The 18,011-nt window shown below is 72.7% G+C and carries 18 protein-coding genes and 2 pseudogenes; 10 read left to right on the top strand and 10 right to left on the bottom strand.

Annotated features, from left to right (window positions below; all coding sequences use genetic code 11):
- Positions 1–44 precede the first annotated feature (44 nt).
- The gene (locus AC6JBM_RS21685; protein ID WP_497985396.1) at positions 45–1,343 is read left to right on the top strand and encodes an ArsB/NhaD family transporter; all 1,299 of its coding nucleotides are present in this window, start codon (positions 45–47) and stop codon (positions 1,341–1,343) included.
- A gap of 62 nt (positions 1,344–1,405) precedes the next feature.
- On the opposite strand, the gene AC6JBM_RS21680 is transcribed toward AC6JBM_RS21685, so the two are convergent.
- Positions 1,406–1,813, bottom strand: a complete 408-nt coding sequence (locus tag AC6JBM_RS21680; protein WP_497985395.1) for a VOC family protein — start codon at positions 1,811–1,813, stop codon at positions 1,406–1,408.
- Between the two features lie 104 nt (positions 1,814–1,917).
- Here AC6JBM_RS21680 and AC6JBM_RS21675 point away from each other — a divergent pair, with 104 nt between their 5' ends.
- From AC6JBM_RS21675 to AC6JBM_RS21665, 3 genes are all read left to right on the top strand, one after another.
- Positions 1,918–2,406: a DivIVA domain-containing protein gene (locus tag AC6JBM_RS21675; RefSeq protein ID WP_497985394.1), complete on the top strand. Its 489-nt coding sequence runs from the start codon at positions 1,918–1,920 to the stop codon at positions 2,404–2,406.
- Positions 2,407–2,425: 19 nt separating this feature from the next.
- A complete protein-coding gene (locus tag AC6JBM_RS21670) occupies positions 2,426–3,079 on the top strand; it encodes a DUF6304 family protein (protein ID WP_497985393.1) in 654 nt (217 codons plus the stop codon).
- A gap of 480 nt (positions 3,080–3,559) precedes the next feature.
- The gene (locus AC6JBM_RS21665) at positions 3,560–4,357 is read left to right on the top strand and encodes a hypothetical protein (protein ID WP_497985392.1); all 798 of its coding nucleotides are present in this window, start codon (positions 3,560–3,562) and stop codon (positions 4,355–4,357) included.
- A 1,257-nt stretch (positions 4,358–5,614) separates the two neighbouring features.
- Here the strand turns inward: AC6JBM_RS21665 and AC6JBM_RS21660 are convergent.
- Positions 5,615–6,634, bottom strand: coding sequence for an NADPH:quinone reductase (locus AC6JBM_RS21660; RefSeq protein WP_497985391.1), 1,020 nt, complete (start codon positions 6,632–6,634; stop codon positions 5,615–5,617).
- Between the two features lie 98 nt (positions 6,635–6,732).
- Here AC6JBM_RS21660 and AC6JBM_RS21655 point away from each other — a divergent pair, with 98 nt between their 5' ends.
- Positions 6,733–7,086, top strand: coding sequence for an ArsR/SmtB family transcription factor (locus AC6JBM_RS21655; protein WP_497985390.1), 354 nt, complete (start codon positions 6,733–6,735; stop codon positions 7,084–7,086).
- 150 nt (positions 7,087–7,236) lie between these two features.
- On the opposite strand, the gene AC6JBM_RS21650 is transcribed toward AC6JBM_RS21655, so the two are convergent.
- Positions 7,237–8,028 carry an SDR family NAD(P)-dependent oxidoreductase gene (locus AC6JBM_RS21650; RefSeq protein ID WP_497985389.1) on the bottom strand — a complete coding sequence of 264 codons (792 nt, stop codon included), beginning with the start codon at positions 8,026–8,028 and terminating at the stop codon, positions 7,237–7,239.
- A 41-nt stretch (positions 8,029–8,069) separates the two neighbouring features.
- Between AC6JBM_RS21650 and AC6JBM_RS21645 the strand changes: the two are divergent.
- Positions 8,070–8,279, top strand: a pseudogene (locus tag AC6JBM_RS21645) (NIPSNAP family protein); the annotation flags it as partial.
- Between the two features lie 181 nt (positions 8,280–8,460).
- Here AC6JBM_RS21645 and AC6JBM_RS21640 read toward each other — a convergent pair.
- Both AC6JBM_RS21640 and AC6JBM_RS21635 read right to left on the bottom strand, forming a co-directional pair.
- Positions 8,461–9,048, bottom strand: a complete 588-nt coding sequence (locus tag AC6JBM_RS21640; protein ID WP_497985388.1) for a DUF6892 domain-containing protein — start codon at positions 9,046–9,048, stop codon at positions 8,461–8,463.
- 110 nt (positions 9,049–9,158) lie between these two features.
- Complete coding sequence (locus tag AC6JBM_RS21635) at positions 9,159–11,369, bottom strand: MMPL family transporter (protein WP_497985387.1); 2,211 nt, start codon at positions 11,367–11,369, stop codon at positions 9,159–9,161.
- A gap of 183 nt (positions 11,370–11,552) precedes the next feature.
- Here AC6JBM_RS21635 and AC6JBM_RS21630 point away from each other — a divergent pair, with 183 nt between their 5' ends.
- Positions 11,553–12,707, top strand: coding sequence for a sensor histidine kinase (locus AC6JBM_RS21630; protein WP_497985386.1), 1,155 nt, complete (start codon positions 11,553–11,555; stop codon positions 12,705–12,707).
- Entirely contained in the window at positions 12,704–13,378 is a 675-nt protein-coding gene (locus AC6JBM_RS21625) for a response regulator (protein ID WP_497985385.1), read from the top strand. The genes AC6JBM_RS21630 and AC6JBM_RS21625 overlap by 4 nt, the downstream gene beginning before the upstream one ends.
- 133 nt (positions 13,379–13,511) lie before the next feature.
- Here AC6JBM_RS21625 and AC6JBM_RS21620 read toward each other — a convergent pair whose 3' ends face one another.
- The 3 genes from AC6JBM_RS21620 to AC6JBM_RS21610 form a co-directional block, all read right to left on the bottom strand.
- Positions 13,512–14,405 carry an aminoglycoside phosphotransferase/kinase family protein gene (locus tag AC6JBM_RS21620; RefSeq protein ID WP_497985384.1) on the bottom strand — a complete coding sequence of 298 codons (894 nt, stop codon included), beginning with the start codon at positions 14,403–14,405 and terminating at the stop codon, positions 13,512–13,514.
- The gene (locus AC6JBM_RS21615; protein WP_497985383.1) at positions 14,402–14,569 is read right to left on the bottom strand and encodes a hypothetical protein; all 168 of its coding nucleotides are present in this window, start codon (positions 14,567–14,569) and stop codon (positions 14,402–14,404) included. The genes AC6JBM_RS21620 and AC6JBM_RS21615 overlap by 4 nt, the downstream gene beginning before the upstream one ends.
- A gap of 243 nt (positions 14,570–14,812) precedes the next feature.
- Positions 14,813–15,028, bottom strand: a complete 216-nt coding sequence (locus tag AC6JBM_RS21610) for a hypothetical protein (protein ID WP_497985382.1) — start codon at positions 15,026–15,028, stop codon at positions 14,813–14,815.
- Between the two features lie 83 nt (positions 15,029–15,111).
- Between AC6JBM_RS21610 and AC6JBM_RS21605 the strand changes: the two are divergent.
- Both AC6JBM_RS21605 and AC6JBM_RS21600 read left to right on the top strand, forming a co-directional pair.
- Positions 15,112–15,270 (top strand): annotated as a pseudogene (locus tag AC6JBM_RS21605) (nitrilase-related carbon-nitrogen hydrolase); the annotation flags it as partial.
- Positions 15,250–16,224 carry a nitrilase-related carbon-nitrogen hydrolase gene (locus AC6JBM_RS21600; RefSeq protein WP_497986505.1) on the top strand — a complete coding sequence of 325 codons (975 nt, stop codon included), beginning with the start codon at positions 15,250–15,252 and terminating at the stop codon, positions 16,222–16,224. The pseudogene AC6JBM_RS21605 and the gene AC6JBM_RS21600, both read left to right, overlap by 21 nt.
- Positions 16,225–16,276: 52 nt before the next feature.
- On the opposite strand, the gene AC6JBM_RS21595 is transcribed toward AC6JBM_RS21600, so the two are convergent.
- Positions 16,277–17,323, bottom strand: a complete 1,047-nt coding sequence (locus AC6JBM_RS21595; RefSeq protein ID WP_497985381.1) for a zinc-binding dehydrogenase — start codon at positions 17,321–17,323, stop codon at positions 16,277–16,279.
- 13 nt (positions 17,324–17,336) lie between these two features.
- A complete protein-coding gene (locus AC6JBM_RS21590; RefSeq protein ID WP_497985380.1) occupies positions 17,337–18,005 on the bottom strand; it encodes an HAD-IA family hydrolase in 669 nt (222 codons plus the stop codon).
- Positions 18,006–18,011: the final 6 nt, after the last annotated feature.

Below are 18,011 nucleotides of genomic sequence, written 5' to 3'. Positions count from 1 at the left end.
GCCTGGTCGGCGTGTGTGTCCACGCGCCCACCGAAAGGACCGGCATGAGCCTCACCGCCTGGATCGCCGTCGCGATCTTCGCCGCCGCCTACGTGCTCATCGCCACCGAGTGGGTCCACCGGGTGACCGCCGCGCTCGGCGGTGCGGTCCTCATGCTGGTCATCGGCGCCACCGACGCCGAGCACGCGTTCTTCTCGGCCGACGCCGGGATCGACTGGAACGTGGTGTTCCTGCTACTGGGCATGATGCTCATCGTCGCCGTGCTCAAGCGGACCGGCGCGTTCGAGTACCTGGCGATCTGGGCGGCCAAACGCGCCCGGGGGCGGCCGTTCCCGGTGATGGTCATCCTCGTCCTGGTCACCGCGGTCGCGTCGGCGATGCTCGACAACGTCACCACCGTGCTGCTCATCGCCCCGGTGACGTTCCTCGTCTGCCAGCGCCTCGCCGTGCCCGTCGCCCCGTACCTGATCGCCGAGGCCATGGCCAGCAACATCGGCGGCACCGCCACCCTCGTCGGCGATCCGCCCAACATCATCATCGCCAGCCGCGCCGGGCTGTCCTACAACGACTTCGTCAACCATCTGGCCCCGGTCATCGCCGTTCTCGTCGTCGTGTTCGTGCTCCTGTGCCGGGTCATGTTCCGCTCCGCGTTCCGTACCGATCCCGAGCGGGCCGCCGCCGTGGTGCAACTGCGCGAACGCGACGCCATCCGCGACCCGCGGCTGCTCGTCGTCAGCCTCGCCGTCCTCGCGCTCGTCACCGCCGCGTTCGTCCTGCACTCGGTGGTCCACCTCGAGCCGTCCGTGGTGGCGATCGTCGGCGGTCTCGTGCTGCTGGCCGTGTCGCGGCTCGACGCCGCCGAGGTCGTCGCCGACGTGGAGTGGCCGACCCTCGCCTTCTTCGCCGGGCTGTTCGTCATGGTCGGCGCGCTCGTGCACACCGGCGCCGTCGGTGCCCTGTCCCGGACCATCGCCGACGCCGTCGCGGGCGACCCGCACCTGGCGGCGATGGGACTGCTGGGCGGATCGGCGGTCCTCTCGGCGATCGTGGACAACATTCCCTACGTGGCCACGATGAGCCCGATCGTCGCCGACCTCGCCCACGCCGAGGGCAGCACCGGCGGCCCGCACGTGCTGTGGTGGGCCCTCGCGCTCGGCGCCGACCTCGGCGGCAACGCCACGGCCGTGGGCGCCTCGGCCAACGTGGTCATCCTCGGCCTGGCCGAACGGGCCGGGCAGCGGATCAGCTTCTGGCAGTTCACGAAGTACGGCCTCGTCGCCGCCGGGGTCACCGTCGCGATCTCGGCGCTGTACCTGTGGCTGCGCTACCTCGCCTTCGCCTGACCGCACCGTGCTCCCCAGCGGGAGCCCCGGATGACTCTGCTGCAGGCGGTGCTGGTGTTCACCTATACGGATGCCATGACCTCGTAGAGGTTGCCGGAGGCGTCACGGAAGAACAGCCCCCGGGCGCACAGGGGATGATCGACCCGGCCGTTGCCGGGCGCGGCCGGATCGTTGCCGAACGGCACGCCGCCTTCGACGAGACGGGCCAGGATGGCGTCGAAGGTCGCCGCGTCTGCGTCGAACGCCAGGTGGTGGCCCTCCGCGCCGGGCGCGGTCATGAAGTCGAGGGTGAGTGTCTCGTTGACCCGCACCGGCCGGAAGTGTCCGGCGCGGCCGGCGGGCGGCAGCAGCTCGAAGCCCATGATGCCGGCGAGGAAGCGAGCCGCTTCGGCGTGGTCGCGCGCGGGCACGATGGTGTGGTTGAGGGTCACGGTCATCTCGCGGCACTCCTCGGTCGTGGTCGGGGCCATGCCAACGCTACGGAGTGAGTACTCACTCCGTCAATGGGCCGCGCACGTCGCCGTCCCATCAGCCGTTCCCGGCGCGGGTTTGACAGGGTCGCAACACTGAGCGGATGACCTCCTACGAGTTCTCCGTGGTGCTGCGCGGATACGACCCGCAAGCCGTGGATGCGCTCCTGGCGCCGGCCGCCGCCGCCCTGACGGCCGCCGACGAGCGTGCGCGGGCGGACGCGGTCGCCGGATTGCGCCGCGCGAACCTGCCCGTCGTCCTGCGCGGATTCGACCGGGCGCAGGTCGACGGCGCGATCGCGATGCTGACCGCTCAGCTTGAAGGTGCGACCGGGCCGGAGCCGGAGCCGGACCTCTCGGATGATCGGCCGGGGCACATGGCGGAGTTCGATGTTGTCCTGCGTGGCTACGACGTGGCCGCCGTGGACCGGCTGGTCGAGCAGGTCGGCCGAGCGCTGACATCGGGGAGCGTCACTGCCCGGGCCGCGGCTGCGGCCGCCGTGCGACAAGCGGTCTTCGCGGTCAAGTTCCGCGGGTACGCGCGGCACCAGGTCGATCGATTCCTGCAACAGGCAGCACGGGAACTCGCATAGGCCCACTACCATGTGCCGCATGGTGTCGCTTTGGCTCGGACACTACAGCGACCGACATGGCTCCGAGGCGATCACCATCCAGAACGACGGCCGGACGCTCGCCGTTCGTATCCGCGGAGTGGACTTCCGCGGCGCCGCGTTCGATGTGCTCGACCCCGTCGAGCCGCTGGGGCCGGGCGCCCCGTTCCTGCTGACCGGCGACTCGTTGTGCGCCTGCACCATCGAGTGCGATGTGCCGGTACAGGTAACGGCGGCAGCCGACGCGGTCGAGCCGGCGGTGCTCCGCTGCCGGATTGTCCTCGGCACCCCGGACGACCGAGGCGCCCGCGACCGCGTCGAGCTGGCTCTGCACCACGAAGCCGGCGTGTTCGCGACCGCCGGCGCGCACGCCGACTTCGAGGCGGCCCTGATCGAGGTGCAGCGCGCGCTACCGTCGGGTCTCGGTCTGAGGGCCTGCATCAGCTGCGCCTTCTCCGACTATCATCCCGCCGGCGTCGCGATGTTCGGAGGGCTGGCATGCTTCAGGGACAACAAGGCCGGCTACCGGGCGGTCAACGGTAAACGCGATATTTTCGCGACGTGGGGCACCTTGACGGAGTTTGTCCAGGAGACCTACCTGTGTGCCGAGTACGAGCGCCGGGACAACGAGGGGTACCGCGGGGCGTTCCCCTGATCATGGCGCCGCTGAGTGAGCGATTGGCGTCGGCCGCCGTGCGACCCAGGATTCTGCATCGTTGCCGCCCGCGCCGGCCTCGATGGAGTACCCGGCGAATGGGTCAACGCCCGCGAAGCACTCCCACCGCTGGAGCCGCGCGCCCGTCCGCAAACGGGGAATGCAGGCGGCCGTTATCCCGCGGCTTGACCAGGCGCACGCTCGTGCCGCCGATGGTTGGCGCAAGATGGCGAATCCCGTCGCGCGGCGTGACGAGCATCGGGCGCCGTCCGGTGCGCGGATCTGCCGATGTGCGGGTGTCTCGGCGAGGTCGATGGACGCTGTGCTCGGCCGGGAGGAACCACGGCTGGGCCCATGACTTTGTTGACCTTGTCCGATAAGGTCCGGGACGGGCGGCGGCTCCACGAGGCTAGATGGTCCCCGATCAGCGTGTCCTGCTTGCCCGACCCGATGCCTGACGGCCTACTCAAGGAGTTGACCGTGTCCCGCTGGGACGATCTGCTCGGCCATGCGTTCGGTCTGCTGCTCGGCCGGCCGTTGAGGGAGTTCGACCCGGCGGCGACATACGCGGTCTTCCACTACGACGACGAGACCGCTGGCGAGGCCCTCGGGAATCTTGATCCCGGCAAGCTGGTCGCTGAGGTGGCCGGGAGGTCCGCGGACGAGGGCGGCGAGTGGCTCGGCCTGGAGCGGTGGGTGCCGGACCTCGCCGGGTCGGCGTTCGTGGTGAAGAGCGCGCGGCCGGCCGCGCTCCAGGCGTTGCTCGCCAGTCCGGCCGGCGAAGGCCCCGCCGTAGTATTCGGCAGAGACCTCGGCCGAGCGCTGCTTGACGGCGCTCTGCGCCTCGAGGAACTCAGCCCCGACGCCTTCAGGCTGTATCCCGTACTTCTCCTGCGGCCACGGACGGACGGCTCGCTCCTGGACGCGATGCGGGCAGCGACGTTTACGATGAGCGCCCCGAACGGTCTTGCCGACATCGAAGGGACCCTCACTGGGCGCGGGTACGTGAAGCCCGGCGTGAGTGTGGTGGACCGGCGCTGGGAGCCCGTCCTGGACCAGGTCGACGATGACGCCCTGCGGCAGCACCTGCGCGGGCTGTGCCTCGCCGCGCACTGGGCACGAAGCGCCGGCGCGTACTACCTCGGCCCTGGCGAGTGCCCGGCCGATCTGCAGCCGATCGCTGACCTGCCGGGCAGCACCGTCATTGCAGGCTGGGAGTTCGGTGAGGGCCAGGGCGCGACGCTCGTCGTGGCTCTGAAGGATCCGTACAGCCGGTAGCACCAAGGCCGCGACATCGAAGGCCGGGCACACGTCTGCCGCATCCGCGCCTTGCGCGTGCCGGTGCGAGAGGCCAGAGCATGCCTGACGCGACATACACCGCCGCCTCGACCCGCACACTCGGCCGCACACGACGGTGCCAGCGCTCACCGGAAGGTGAACACTGGGCAGGCGGACGGTCGCAGACTGCGTCGGGCTCCTACGTACTCACGAGGCTTGGCGGCGCTCACCCAGGGTCCCCGCAGTCGCCGGCTGGGTCGGATCCGGCCGAAGACGCCACACTCCGATCAGGCAACCCACGGCTATGGCCGCGTGGATGATCGGGAATGGCCAAGGGCCCCCAGCGATGGTCTCCCGCACCTTCTTGCATGGGTCCGACGCAGAATATCGGAGGCGTGAGTGTCCACCGACGTGGATGTCACGAGGCAGCGGCTTGGAGCCGGAGTCCACATGGGACTCGCACGCATGCCCGGCCACGTCGAACCTGACGTCATACATCCGTCGCCCAGCATCGTTCCATTTGATGCCGACAACCTCTGCGTCGACCACTCCACCGCGCGCTTCGTCCAAGGCAGCCCAGCCGGTCAACAAACCTGCAACCGTCCACCCGACGGCCATGACCAGCAACAGGACGCGGCTTGCCTGCCTGCTTGCCCGACTCCGGTAGCTCCGACCGCGCACCACAATTCAATCCGCGTTGTCGTAGCAGAAAGCGTCTCACGATCTACCAGCAGAAGAACCACCACCTCCAGCAAGTGACACGCTGTCCCCGCCTACAACGCCGGCGTACCCGTCGCACGCTCCCCGGGCCGCGTCAGTGGGGACATGGCAACCACCGTCCCCCGCTTGATGCCTCCGGCGGCCAGGGCATCCCGCCCTGGACCCGACGCTCTGGGAAGACGCTGGGGCGTGGTGCGGTCGTTCTTCCCGTCGCGCACCGAAGGCAGCCGCACCGCCCTGGTGGTCAAGGGGTCGTGGGTTCAAATCCCGCTGTCCCGACGTAGGAAAAGGCCAGCTCGGCTGGCCTTTTTGGTGACATGCCTCGTTGCCTGACCTGCGACTTTGCCACCACACCCGGTACGGCGACACGCGGCGTCCGATCCGCCCGAAACCCCGCCGAACTGCAATTGCACGGTTTCGACGGCCAGCGCGCCGCTCGGCGACCCAAAAACTCGCCTCGTCCGACAAGGCCCATGAGCAAGGTCTACTGTGGATGATCACGAAACACCGCCGGCACGTATGGCTGCTGGCTGAACTTCAGGGCGTGACGTCCACCAGTATCTTGCCAACCGTGCCGGTCGCCAGTGCCCGGTGAGCGTCGGCGGTGCGGTGCAGCGGGAAGCGGACCAGCGGCAGGCCGTACTCCTCGCCGACCGGCAGGGCGCCGTCGCGGACCGCTGCGGCGACGTCCTCGACCGCTGTCGCGCGCGCTTGCGGGCCCGCCGTGTAGAGCACCAGGAACTGCAAGCGTGTGTTCAGCACCATGTTCTGCCCCACGTTCAGCTCGACCGATTGTCCGCCCTCGTTGGCGTAGGTCGCGATCGTGCCGCGTGTGCGCAGCACGGCCAGGTCCAGTGCGAGGTTCGCCCCTAGCGCCACCTCTGCGACGATGTCGACGCCGTCCGGGGCGATGGCACGGATGGCGGCGGCTGGGTCGCCCTCGCGATAGTTGATCACATGGTGGGCGCCGGCCGCGGTGGCCAGCTTCGCCTTCTCCGGGCTGCTGACCGTGCTGATCACGGTGGCGGCGGCCCATCGGGCGAGCTGGATGACCGCGTGCCCGACCGCGCCGGCCCCGGCGGCGGCGAGCACGATCTTGCCGTCGAGTGCGCCGGGATACAGGCGGCGCGGCCCGTCCTCGGCGACGGTCAGTGCGCGGTGTGCGGTGAGCGCGGGCACGCCGAGCGAGGCGCCGACGTCGAAACCGGCCTCGTCGGGCAGCGGCACGGCCTGGTCGGCGGGCACGACGGTGAACTCGGCGGCGGTGCCGGTGGGCCGCCCGGCGGCGGCCATGAACAGCCACACCCGTTGCCCGACCCGGCCTGGGTCGACGCACTCACCGACGGCGTCGATCACGCCGGCGCCGTCGAGGTGCGGGGTGATCTCAGGGAAGAGCTTGCGGTGGGCGATGCCGGAGCGGGCCTGCCGGTCGGTCGGGTTGATGCCGGACACGGCGACCCGGACGCGGACCTCGCCGGGACCCGGCGCGGGCCGGTCACGCTCGACGAGCTGGAGAACGTCGGGGCCGCCGTTGTCACGGTAGATGATCGCCTTCATGATCCGTCCAATGTTCGGTCTGCGTCGTACGGTTCGATCTGAATCGAACAGTACGACGTGGGTCGAACTTTCTGCAAACGTTGGCTAGGCTTCCTCTTGTGACCGAGGTGATCGAACCCGCCCTCGAGACCGTGACGATCGACGTGGTGCTCAGCGCGCTCGCCGACCCGGTACGGCTCACCTTCGTGCGCGCGCTCGACGCCGCCGGGGACTGGACCTGCGGCAGCGACGTCCTCAGCAACACCGGCGTCACCATCGGCAAGTCCACCCTGTCGCACCACATCAAGGTGCTGCGCGATGCCGGCCTGATCCGCACCCGCGTCGACGGCATCCGCCGGCTGGTCACACTCCGGTACGACGAGGTGGAGCAACGCTTCCCCGGGCTGCTGACCATGCTCCGCGACCACGGGCCTGCCCCTGCCGCTGCGGAGGCGCCCGCCTCAACCGCATGACGCAGGCGACACCGTCTGCTGACGGTGTCAATCCGGACCTGCCGCCAATCGGGTCCGACCTCCTGGGGTCCGAATGCGTCCGCGCCGATCCGGTGAGAGCAGCGGGCAATCGTGGGTGGAGCGTCGGCACGGACGCAGGTTGAACGTTCGCTACAGGCCTGTGTACAGGGTGTCGGGCGGGCTCAGGTTGATCGGGTCCGGGCCGGTCAGCACGCCGCCCTCCACGGGCAAGGTGTGGCCGGTGATCCAGGCGGCGTCGTCGGAGCCGAGGAACGCGACCGCCGCGGCGATGTCTTCGGGCTCGCCGACCCGGCCGAGCGGGTACATCGTCTTGAGTCGCTCCAGCTCGCCGGGCTGGGAGTCCCAGTTCGGTGTCCGGATGGTGCCGGGTGCGACCACGTTGAAGCGGACGCCGAGCGGGCCGTACCGGGCGGCGTAGTTCTGCGACATCGCGATCTGGCCGGCTTTCGCAGCGGCGTACTCCACGTTGCCGAACGCCGCGATGCCGTTGACCGAGCCGATCGTGACGACGTTGCCGCGGGTTCTCACAAGGTGTGGCAGGGCCGCCTGAATGCAGCGGGCGGCGCTGACGAGGGTGAAGTCGAGCTGCCGGTGCCAGTCCTCGGTTGAGGTGTCCTCGGGCATTGCGGTGACGATGCAGCCGCCCGCGTTGTTCACCACCAGGTCGAGCCGGCCGAACCGCCCGACCGCCGCGGCGACCGCGGCGTCGATATCGGCGCGTGCAGTGACGTCGACCTTGACCCCGAGCGCGTGCTGCGCGCCGATCTCCTCAACCAGCGCTGCGACCGCGTCCTCCAGCAGGTCAGTGATCACCACGGCACCGCCCTCGGCGGCGATCCGCCGTACAACAGCCTGCCCGATGCCCTGCCCCGCCGCCGTCACCAGCGCGACCTTGCCCTCGAATCGCCGCAGCACCACCACCGTCCGATGATCGCAGACAGCATCCGCATCTGCCGCTGTGGATGCGGCTGGTGACCAAGCACGGCGGGATCCATCACGGCTACCTCCTGCCGGCGGAAGGGGCGAGCGATCGAGCCGAGGCGCTCTTCAGCTTCGAAAGCCTGGCTGCCTACGAACGCTACCGTTCACGGTTCGGCGCCGACCCGGAGTTCATCGCGGCGGACCGGATCCGAGACGAGTCGGGCTGCATCCTCCGATACGAACGGACGCTCATGCGGCCGCTGCTGCCTGACGGAACGACGCACTGGTCTGCCGCGATCCGCGGCGCGCCGTCATGGCGTATCTGGGGGCTCGGCGCGGGGATCTACCGATGCGGCGCACATGATCAGCGTCGGTCGGCCGAGCAGCGAGACCCCGCCACGTCGCTCGTGTGCCTGACCGCGGGCCGGGTGGTCAACGGCGTCTGGGATGGCGGATCGTCACGCCGCGGGCCTCCAGGCGAGGCAGGACGGCCGGGTCGTCGAGGCGGGCCAGGGCGATGTCCAGGTCGCGCAGTGCCGGCAGGGACTCCAGTGCGCCGGCCGCCGTGCAAACGCCGGTGAGGTACAACGTCGTGAGCGCCGGGTGGCCCGTCAGCGGGGTCAGGTCCAGCGGCGCCGGGTGGTAGCCGTGGCCGTCGAGGTTCAGGGACAGCAGGCCCGGCAGTGCGTCGATGCCCTCCAGCGACGTCACGTTGTAGTCGTCGGATTCGCCGCCGGTGTCGATGTCCAGGGTCTGCTCGATGAGCATGTAGATCTCGTTGCCGCCGTCGAAGTCCAGCCGCTCGATCGCCGCCGCCAGGGCTGACGGCACCGCAACGGCGTGCAGGAGGTGCAGTGACGCCGCCAGGCGCGGGCCGGGGCCTGGATAGCCGTCGTCGGGGCCGTCCGGTCCGGTCGACTCGACGATGGCCCTGAGGTCGTCGGCGGCGATGTCGCCGCTGCTCAGAAGGGCGCCCAGGACACCGAGGTGCAGGCCTCGGTCGGCGAAGATGATGGTCACGATCACGAACGTATCGCGTCAGGGTCCCGCCCGTCCGGGTCGACGCAGCCGGGCGTCCAGAACGTCGCCATCATGGCAACGTACTGGACGCCCGGGGGTCGCAGTGCGGATCAGACGCGGGCGGGTTCCGGCCGGTCGACCTCGTCGCGGTCGGCGGTGGTGGCGAGCTGCCGCGTGAGGCGCTCGCCCTCGACGTCGACGTTGGGCAGGAGGCGGTCGAGCCAGCGGGGCAGCCACCACGCGGAGCGGCCGAGCAGCGACAGTACCGCCGGGACGATGGTCATGCGGATCAGGAAGGCGTCGATGGCCACGCCGAAGGCCAGCGCGAAGCCGAGGGACTTGATGATGTCCTGGTCGGAGAGGATGAAGCCGGCGAAGACGGAGATCATGATGAGCGCGGCCGCCGTCACGACCCGGGCGCCGTGGCGCATGCCGGTGACGATCGCCGGGTCCGGGGCGGCGCCGTGGACGTACTCCTCCCTGGTGCGCGTGACGAGGAAGACCTCGTAGTCCATGGCGAGGCCGAAGAGGATGCCGATGAGGAAGATCGGCATGATGGAGATGATCGGGCCGGTGGTGGTGAGGCCGAAGACGTCGGCGAGCCAGCCCCACTGGAAGACCGCGACCAGCGCGCCGAACGACGCCGCGACCGAGAGCAGGAAGCCGAGCGTGGCCTTGAGCGGCACGAGGATGCTGCGGAAGACGAGCATGAGCAGGATGAAGGCGAGCCCGACGACGACCGCGAGGTAGGGCACGAGCGCGCCGGTGAGCTTGCCGGAGACGTCGAGGTTCAGGGCGGTGGTGCCGGTGACGGCGATGGTGGCCCCGGTCCCGGCCTTGATCCCGGCCTCGTGGTCGCGGATGGCGGCGACGAGGTCCTTGGTGGCGTCCGCGGTCGGGGCGCTGCCGGGGATGACGGTGAGGATGGCGGTGTCGCCGGCCTGGTTGACGGTCGGCGGGGTCACCGCCACGACGTCGTCGAGCTTGGCGATGGTCTGGCCGGCCTGGACGGCGGCGGCCTGGGCCTGGCCCTTGCCGGCCTCCACGACGATGAGCAGCGGGCCCTGGAAGCCCGGGCCGAAGCCCTCGGCGAGCTGGTCGTAGGCCTTGCGCTGGGTGCTGGCCGGGTTCGCGGTGCTGTCGTCGGGCAGCGAGAGCTTGAGGCTCATGGCGGGCACGGCGATGAGCAGCGCGACGCCGAGGGACAGCACGAGGGCGGGGACGCGGTGGCGCAGCACGAGACGGGCCCACCGCTCGCCGAACGGGGTCTTCGCGGCCTGCGCGTGGGCCGGGACCGCGCCGCGCTGGCGCCGGGCGAGGACGCGGCGGCCGGCGAAGCCCAGCAGGGCGGGCAGCAGCGACAGGGTGATGAGCACGGCCACGGCGACGGTGCCGGCGGCGGCGATGCCCATGGAGGTGAGGAACGGGATGCCGGCGACGGAGAGCGCGACCAGGGCGATGATGACCGTGAGGCCGGCGAAGACGACCGCGGAGCCGGCGGTACCGACGGCGCGTCCGGCCGCGTCCTCGCCGTCGCGGCCCGCGGCGAGCTCGTGGCGGTAGCGGGACACGACGAACAGGGCGTAGTCGATCCCGACGGCCAGACCGAGCATGGTGGCCAGCGCCGACGTGGAGTTGTTGAGGTCGAAGAAGCCGGTGGCGATCTGGATGCCGAGCATGCCGACCCCGACGCCGAGCAGCGCGGTGAGCAGCGGCAGGCCGGCGGCGACCAGGGCGCCGAAGGTGATGGCGAGCACGATCGCGGCGACGATCACGCCGAGCATCTCGGTGCCGCCGCCCTCGCCGGGCTCCTGGGTGACCGCGCCGCTGAACTCGACCCGCACGCCGTCGGTCTGGCCGGTGCGGCCGGCCGCGATGAGCGCGTCGCGCGCGGCGGTGTCGACGTGGTCGGCCGCCACGCCGTAGGTGACGGTGGCGTAGGCGGTCCGCGCGTCCGGGGCGACGGTCTTGGCCTGGTACGGGTCCACGACCTGGGTGACCTGGGGCGCCTTGGCCAGCTCGGCGACCGCGCGCTCGACCGCGGCCTGCTGGGCGGGGTCGGTGAGCTTCGCGGGGCCGGAGACGGTGAAGACCACCTTGGCGGTGGCGGTGTCGCTCGAGGCGCCGCCGCCCATCTTGTCCTCCATGACCTGCATGGCCCGCGAGGACTCGGTGCCGGGGATGGACAGGGTGTCGCTCAGCGGGCCGGACAGCTTCGCCGCGCCGATGCCGAAGGCGATCAGCAGGGCCAGCCACAGCACGGCCGTCAGGCGGCGCCGGCGGAACGAGAACCGGCCGAGCCGGTACAACAAGGTCGCCACGGGAACAGTCCTTCGCGTGATCGTCGGGTGCGATGCGGTCGAACTTCACGATCGCCGTGATCGGGGCCGAGATCGTCGTCCGCGCGCAGGCCGCGGGTACTGCGAACGCAGTAATCGGGCGGCCGGCGCGCTACTGCGCGCGTACGACGGCACGGCCGATCGGGGTCGCATACCGTCGTGAGGGTGCGACCAAACGCCTTCTTGCCGAACCGCAACCGGCAGCGGGTGCTGGACCTGCTGCTCGCGGCCGCGACCGGCGCGGTGGTGGCGCAGACCGAGTGGCACGCCGGAGCGGTCCGGCCGTTCGCGATCGCCGGGGTGAGCTTCGTGGCGGTCCTGGTGCGGCGGCGGTGGCCGGTCCCGGCGCTGCTGGCCGCGACCGCCCTCACGCTGGCCACCGTCGTGCTCAAGACGCCGTCCGCGGGGCTGGGGCTCGTGCTCAGCGTGCTGATGTACGCCGTCGCACGCTACCCCGCCCGGCCGCGCCCGTGGCCGTTCGCGATCGGCGTCGCCGGTGTCCTGTTCGCCGCGGGGATGGCGGTCGACCCGGTGCACTGGCTGCGGCTGGACACGCTCGGGCTCTTCGCGCTGATCTTCGGCGGGACCGCGGCCGGCGACTCGGCCCGCAACCGGCGCGCCTACATCGCCGAGGTGACCGAGCGGGCCCGGCAGGCCGAGCAGACCCGCGAGGACGAGGCCCGCCGCCGGGTGATGGACGAGCGGCTGCGGATCGCCCGCGAGCTGCACGACGTGGTCGCCCACCACATCGCGGTCATCAGCGTGCAGGCCGGCGCGGCCGGGCACGTGCTGCGCAAGAACCCGGAGCAGGTGTGGCCGGTGCTGGAGCACATCCGGCAGGCCTCCGACACCGTGTTGCGGGAGATCAGGTCCGTGATCGGGGTGCTGCGTGAGCCCGGTGAGGCCGACAGCACCGAGCCGAGCCCGGGCCTGGACCGCGTGCCGGACCTGGTGGCCAACCTGGCCACGACCGGGTTCGGCATCGCGCTGCGCACCGACGGACAGGCGCGGCCGCTGCCGGCGATCGCGGACCTGGCGGCGTACCGCATCGTCCAGGAGGCCCTGACCAACGCCCACCGCTACGGGGACGGCGCCGCCGACCTGACGATCGCCTGGACCGCCGAGACGGTTACGGTCGAGGTGACCAACCGGATCGCGCGGAACCGTCCGGCCGGGGCGGGCGGCTCCGGATTCGGGCTGATCGGCATGCGCGAACGGGCCGCCGCCGCGCACGGCACCGTCACCACTGGCCTCACGAACGACGGCCGGTTCCGCGTCCACGCGACCCTGCCCGCAACCGAAGGAGAACCGCTGCCGTGACGATCCGGGTGCTGCTCGCCGACGACCAGGCCCTCATCCGCGCCGGCTTCAAGATGATCATCGACGCCGAGGACGGGATGCGGGTCGTCGCCGAGGCCTCCGACGGCCGCGAGGCCGTCGACCTCGCCCGCAGCCAGCACGCCGACGTGGTGCTCATGGACATCCGCATGCCCGGCGTCGACGGCCTCGAGGCGACCCGCCGCATCTGCGCCGACGACGGCCTGGCCGGCGTCCGGGTGCTCGTGCTCACCACGTTCGAGGACGACGACAACGTGGTCCTCGCGCTGCAGGCCGGGGCGAGCGGGTTCCTCGGCAAGAGCGTGGCCCCCGACGACCTGCTCGCCGCGATCCGGGTGGTCGCGGCCGGCGACGCGCTGCTCTCGCCGGCCGCCACCCGCGGGCTGGTGACCCGGTTCCTGGCCAACCTGCGCCCGCCCGCGCCGCAGGTGGCCGCCGGGCTCGACGAGCTGACCGAGCGGGAGCGGGAGATCATGATCCTCGCCGCGCACGGGCTGTCCAACGAGCAGGTCGCGGCCCGGCTGTTCCTGTCGCCGCTGACCGCGAAGACCCACGTCAACCGGGCCATGACCAAGCTCGGGGTGCGGGACCGGGCCCAGCTGGTCGTGCTGGCGTACCAGAGCGGCCTGGTTCAGCCGGGCGACCGGCTGTGAGGACCTGCCTCCCGGCCGGCTCGCACGTGCTCGAGGTCGTCGGCCTCCGCCACGCGGACGCTCGCGCTCATGGCTGAGGGCCGCACCAACCAGGCGATCGCCGGCAGACTGTTCGTGAGCGAGGCGGCGGCGCTCACGTACCTCCGCCGCTGACCCGGCGCCTCCGGCCCGCCCCGGCGCGGCGGAGACGCTCGGCGGCCTGGTCCCGCAGCGCGTCGCCGCAGACCGGGGACTGGCCGTGCAGCACCTCCCAGCGGGCGTTGTGGGCGGCGGGCCACAGGCTCGCCGCCCACGCGACCTCCAGCTCGGCCGCGGTGAACCGGCGCCCCCGAACGTCCTGGTACGCCAGGAGAAACGCCTCGGAGCCCTCGATCGGCGCCAGGGTCGGCTGCCCCGAGGCGCGGGGGAACACGCCGCTCGCCGCGCCGGCCAGGGCCGCCTCCGGCTGCCAGGCCAGGCTGTCCCAGTCGTGCACGGCCCACAGCTCGTCGCCGTGCCAGCGAAGGTTCTGCGCCTCGAAGTCCGCGTGCCCGAGCACGCACGGCAACCCCGAGGCCAGGAGCCGCCGCCGGGCCCGCGCGGCGATGTCGAGCACGAACGCCGGCACGGCCCGCTGGTCCATCGCGTCGAGCCGGCCGATCGCCGGCCACAGCGAGGGATCCGAGTGGTCCCACCGCACCCAGCGCGGATTCGGCAGCGGCGGCGGGACTGCGACGTCCTCCAGCGCGGCCATCACCCGGCCGAACGCCGCGCCCAGGCGCTCGGCGCCGACCACGATCTCGCCGCCGGGCCGGTGCTCCTCGACGTGCACGGCGAGCTCGCCGATCCGCCGTACCGCGGTGAGCGGCCGCGCGCACGGGAACCCGCGCGCGGCCAGCTGCGCCTGCGCCTCGACACAGGCCGCGGCCCGGCCGTCGTCGGGCCGCGACTTCACGACGACCTCCGACCCGTCGGCCAGCCGGAGCCCGGTCACCGTCGAGATCTGCTCCAGCCGGAACAGCACCTCGGCGCCTTCGAAGTCCCTCACGTGGCGAGCACGACCGCAGCGGCGAGCAGCGCGAGGACCAGCGCGGCGGCCGTCCAGCGCGGCCAGGCCCGGCGCCACAGCGGCAGACCGGCGACGGGCAGCACCGGCAGCCGTGCCACGTCGGCCCGGACCGGTGCCGCCTCGGATCGGGGCGTGCCGTCCATGAGTCCAAAGTCTAGAGACCTCGGACCGGCGCCCGTACGCCGCGGGGCCATGAGGCGCGACGCCGAGCGCAGCGCCCGTCTCGACCCGGCCGCGTTCTGGTACGCGCGGGCCCGCCGGGCCTGAACCGGCCGCATCCGTGATGGCTCGGGTTCGTCGTGGTGCGGACCGTCGCTCCCGCCAGGGACCGCTGGGCGCTGCGCGCCGACGCTGCCAGGTCCGCGGATGGTCACCCCGATCCAATGTCACTCGCTCGGCGGCGAAACCTCCGGCCGCCGGGCGGGATCGACGGCCTGGCGCAGGGAGGGCGAGTCGGCCGCCGAGGCGATGGCGTGGTCGAGGTCGTGCAGGGCGAAGCGGTCGCCGACGAGTGCGGCGAACGGGTAGCGCTCGTTGCGACCGCGCGCCGGGACCGTACCGAACGCGAACGCGCGGTGCTCGCGCGCATGGCCGAGGTACACGCACACCCCGGGGGCTGCCCTAGCGGCGGTCCGGGGGGCAGCCGGAGTGATCGACCGCGGTCGCGCTCCTACGCCCCGTCGCCGCGGCGCTCGCGGTCCCGGTCGTGTGGGCCGCGGGGGAGTACGGCATCTCGCTCGCCCAGCCCCACGGTGCCTGGCTCAGCCTCAGCTACACCCAGGCGGACGTGCGCCCGGTGATCGGGGTCGCGGCCGCCACCGGCGTGTGGGGCGTGACCTTCCTGCTGACCTTCGCCCCGGCCGCGCTCGCGACGCTGCGGCCCCGCGCGCTGCCCGCGGCGGCCGCGATCCTCGCGCTGGCCGCGGCCGCGAGCCTGCTCGCCCCGGCACCGGGCGGCCGGACGATCCGCATCGCGGTCCTGGGCGGCCCGGCGGATGCCGAGCTGCGCCCGGACAGCCCTCAGGGACAGCAACAGCTGCGGTCGTACCGTGAGCAGATCGCCCACGCCGCGGACGCCGGCGCGGCGGTCGTGGTCCTGCCCGAGAAGGTCTTCGACACCGACGAGCGGACGTGGCCGCTGCTCGTCGGCCCGCTCGCGGAGCCGGCGTCGGACCGGCACGTGACCGTCGTCGCGGGCGCCACCGCGCGCCGCGCCGGTACCGCGACGAACGTGGCGGTCGCGTTCCCGGCGGACGGCGGGGCCGCGGTGACGTACACCAAACACCACCTGATCCCCGGGCTCGAGAGCGAACTCGAGGCGGGCGACGCCCCGCCGGTGGTGCTCCCCGGCGGCCTGGGGCTCATCGTCTGCAAGGACCTCGACTTCCCGGGGCTGGTGCGCGAGAACCGCAACGCGGGCGCGGCGGTCCTGCTCGCCCCGGCCTGGGACATGGGCAGCGATGGCTGGCTGCACGGCCGCATGGCGGTGGTCCGCGGCGTGGAGACGGGCGCCGCCGTCGCGCGCGCGGGCCGCAACGGGCTCCTGACCATCAGCACCCCGGCGGGCGAGGTCCTGGCCGAGTCCGACGCCGTCCGCGACCCGGACACCACGATCATCGCCGACGTGCCGATCGGCGGGACCCGCACGGTGTACGCCCGCCTCGGCGACTGGTTCGCCTGGCTCTGCTGCGCGGCGCTGATCGTGCTGGCGATCGTCGCGGCCCGCCCAGCGGCGCCCGGGCGCTCCGGACGGCCGCTGCCGATCCGGGCCCGGAGTCCGTACGCCGCGGGGTCATGAGGCTGGGCGCCGGTTTCGGGACCTCGCACACCGATGGGCACCCGGTCCGATGTCACCCGCTCGGCGGCGCAACCTGCGGCCGCCGGGCGGGATCGACGGCCTGGCGCAGGGCGGGCGAGTCGGCCGCCGAGGCGATGGCGCGGTCGAGGTCGTCCAGGGCGAAGCGGTCGCCGACGAGCGCGGCGAACGGGTAGTGCTCGTGGTGGGCGGCCAGGAAGTCGACCGCCTTCGTCAGGTGGGCCGGTCGGTAGTTGTGCACGCCCGTCACGGTGAGCCAGTTGCGCACGACCCGTTCGGGGTCGAGCTGGACCGGTGGCCCGGGGGAGACGGAGCCGGCCAGCACCAGGTGGCCGCCGACGCCGAGGGCGGCCAGGGCCGCCGTGACGGCCGCCGCGGAGCCCGACAGCTCGACGGCGACGTCGACGCCGGTCGGCAGCGCGTCCGGGCCGGTCACGTGGGCGGCGCCGAAGCCGGCGGCCCGGCGCCGGCGGCCGGGGTCCGGGTCGCAGACCGTGACCTCGGCCCCGGCGGCCGAGGCCATGGCGGCCGCGGTAACGCCCAGCAGGCCGGCGCCGGTGACGAGCACCCGGCGGCCGGCCAGGGCGGGGACGGCGTCCAGGACCGCGGCGACGGTCGCGGTCGCGCAGGAGGCGGGGGCGGCCACGGCGGCGGGCAGGCCGGGCGGGACCGGCACGATCGTGGTGCCGGCCGGCAGCAGCGCGTGGGTGGCGAAGCCGCCGCTGAGCGTCCAGCCGGCCGCGATCGGCTCGTGCCCGAACTTGCGCAGCCGCTCGCACTTCGGCTCCAGGCCGCGCGCGCAGCGGGAGCAGGCGCCGCAGGAGACGGTCACGGACCACACGATGCGGTCGCCGGGCCGCAGCGGTACACCGGCACCGGCCGCGACCACCCGGCCGACCTGTTCGTGGCCGAGGACGGTGGGGGCCGGGCCGGGGCGCCGGCCGGAGACCGTGTGCAGGTCGCTGCCGCAGATCGTGGCCAGCTCGATCTCGGCGAGCACCTCGCCCGCGGCCACGGCCGGCGGCTCCGCGGTGACGATGCGAAACGGCGCGCCGACGCCGTCCCAGCGGGCGTACCGCACCCCGCCCCCCACCTCAGCGGCTCGCGTCGATGAGCGCCGGCAGCTCCGCGACGCTGCCGATCACCGCGTGGGCCCCGGCCGCCAGCAGCGCCCGCTCCTCGCGGCCGCCGGTGCGCACGCCGACGACCAGCCCGGCCCCGGCGGCCACGCCCGAGGCGGCGTCGGACTCGGTGTCGCCGACCACGACGAGGGCGGACACGGCGCTGGCCCGGGTGCGCAGCAGGGCGGTCAGCGGCAGGTCGGGGGCGGGACGGCCGCGGCCCGCGTCGGCCGGGGTGAGCACCGCGTCGGCGAGCGAGCGCCAGCCCAGGGCGTCGACGACGGCGTCGGCGGTGGCGCGGCCGAAGCCGGTGGTGAAGACGACGGCCAGCCCGCGCTCGCGCAGCTGCCGGACCGTGTCCTCGGCGCCGGGGATCGGCGCGCAGCGGCCCTCGGCGACCTGCTCGGCGTAGGCGTCCTCGAAGGCCCGGTTGAGCCGCTGGGCCGTGTCCTCGTCGGCGATGGCGCGGAAGACCTCGATCTTGGACTGGCCCATGGTGACCCGCACGTGCTCCAGGGCGGCGGCGCGGCCGGGGTCGCCGGGCAGCACCCGGTCGAAGGCGCGCTCGAAGCTCCGCTCCACGAGTCCGTCGTCCACGACGGTCGTGCCGGCCAGGTCCAGTACCACGGTCTCGAATGGCATCTGTTC

The organism is Dactylosporangium thailandense (genome assembly GCF_059739745.1).
The sequence above is the reverse complement of the archived record's forward strand: the minus strand, read 5'-3'. Positions and strand labels throughout refer to the sequence as shown.

Excerpts from the sequence above, each read along its gene's own strand:
- AC6JBM_RS21685 (WP_497985396.1), top strand. The coding sequence starts at position 45 with ATGAGCCTCACCGCCTGGATCGCCGTCGCGATCTTCGCCGCCGCCTAC.
- AC6JBM_RS21660 (WP_497985391.1), bottom strand. The coding sequence starts at position 6,634 with ATGAAGGCGATCATCTACCGTGACAACGGCGGCCCCGACGTTCTCCAG.
- AC6JBM_RS21670 (WP_497985393.1), top strand. The coding sequence starts at position 2,426 with ATGGTGTCGCTTTGGCTCGGACACTACAGCGACCGACATGGCTCCGAG.
- AC6JBM_RS21590 (WP_497985380.1), bottom strand. The coding sequence starts at position 18,005 with ATGCCATTCGAGACCGTGGTACTGGACCTGGCCGGCACGACCGTCGTG.
- AC6JBM_RS21680 (WP_497985395.1), bottom strand. The coding sequence starts at position 1,813 with ATGGCCCCGACCACGACCGAGGAGTGCCGCGAGATGACCGTGACCCTC.
- AC6JBM_RS21675 (WP_497985394.1), top strand. The coding sequence starts at position 1,918 with ATGACCTCCTACGAGTTCTCCGTGGTGCTGCGCGGATACGACCCGCAA.
- AC6JBM_RS21615 (WP_497985383.1), bottom strand. The coding sequence starts at position 14,569 with ATGGACGGCACGCCCCGATCCGAGGCGGCACCGGTCCGGGCCGACGTG.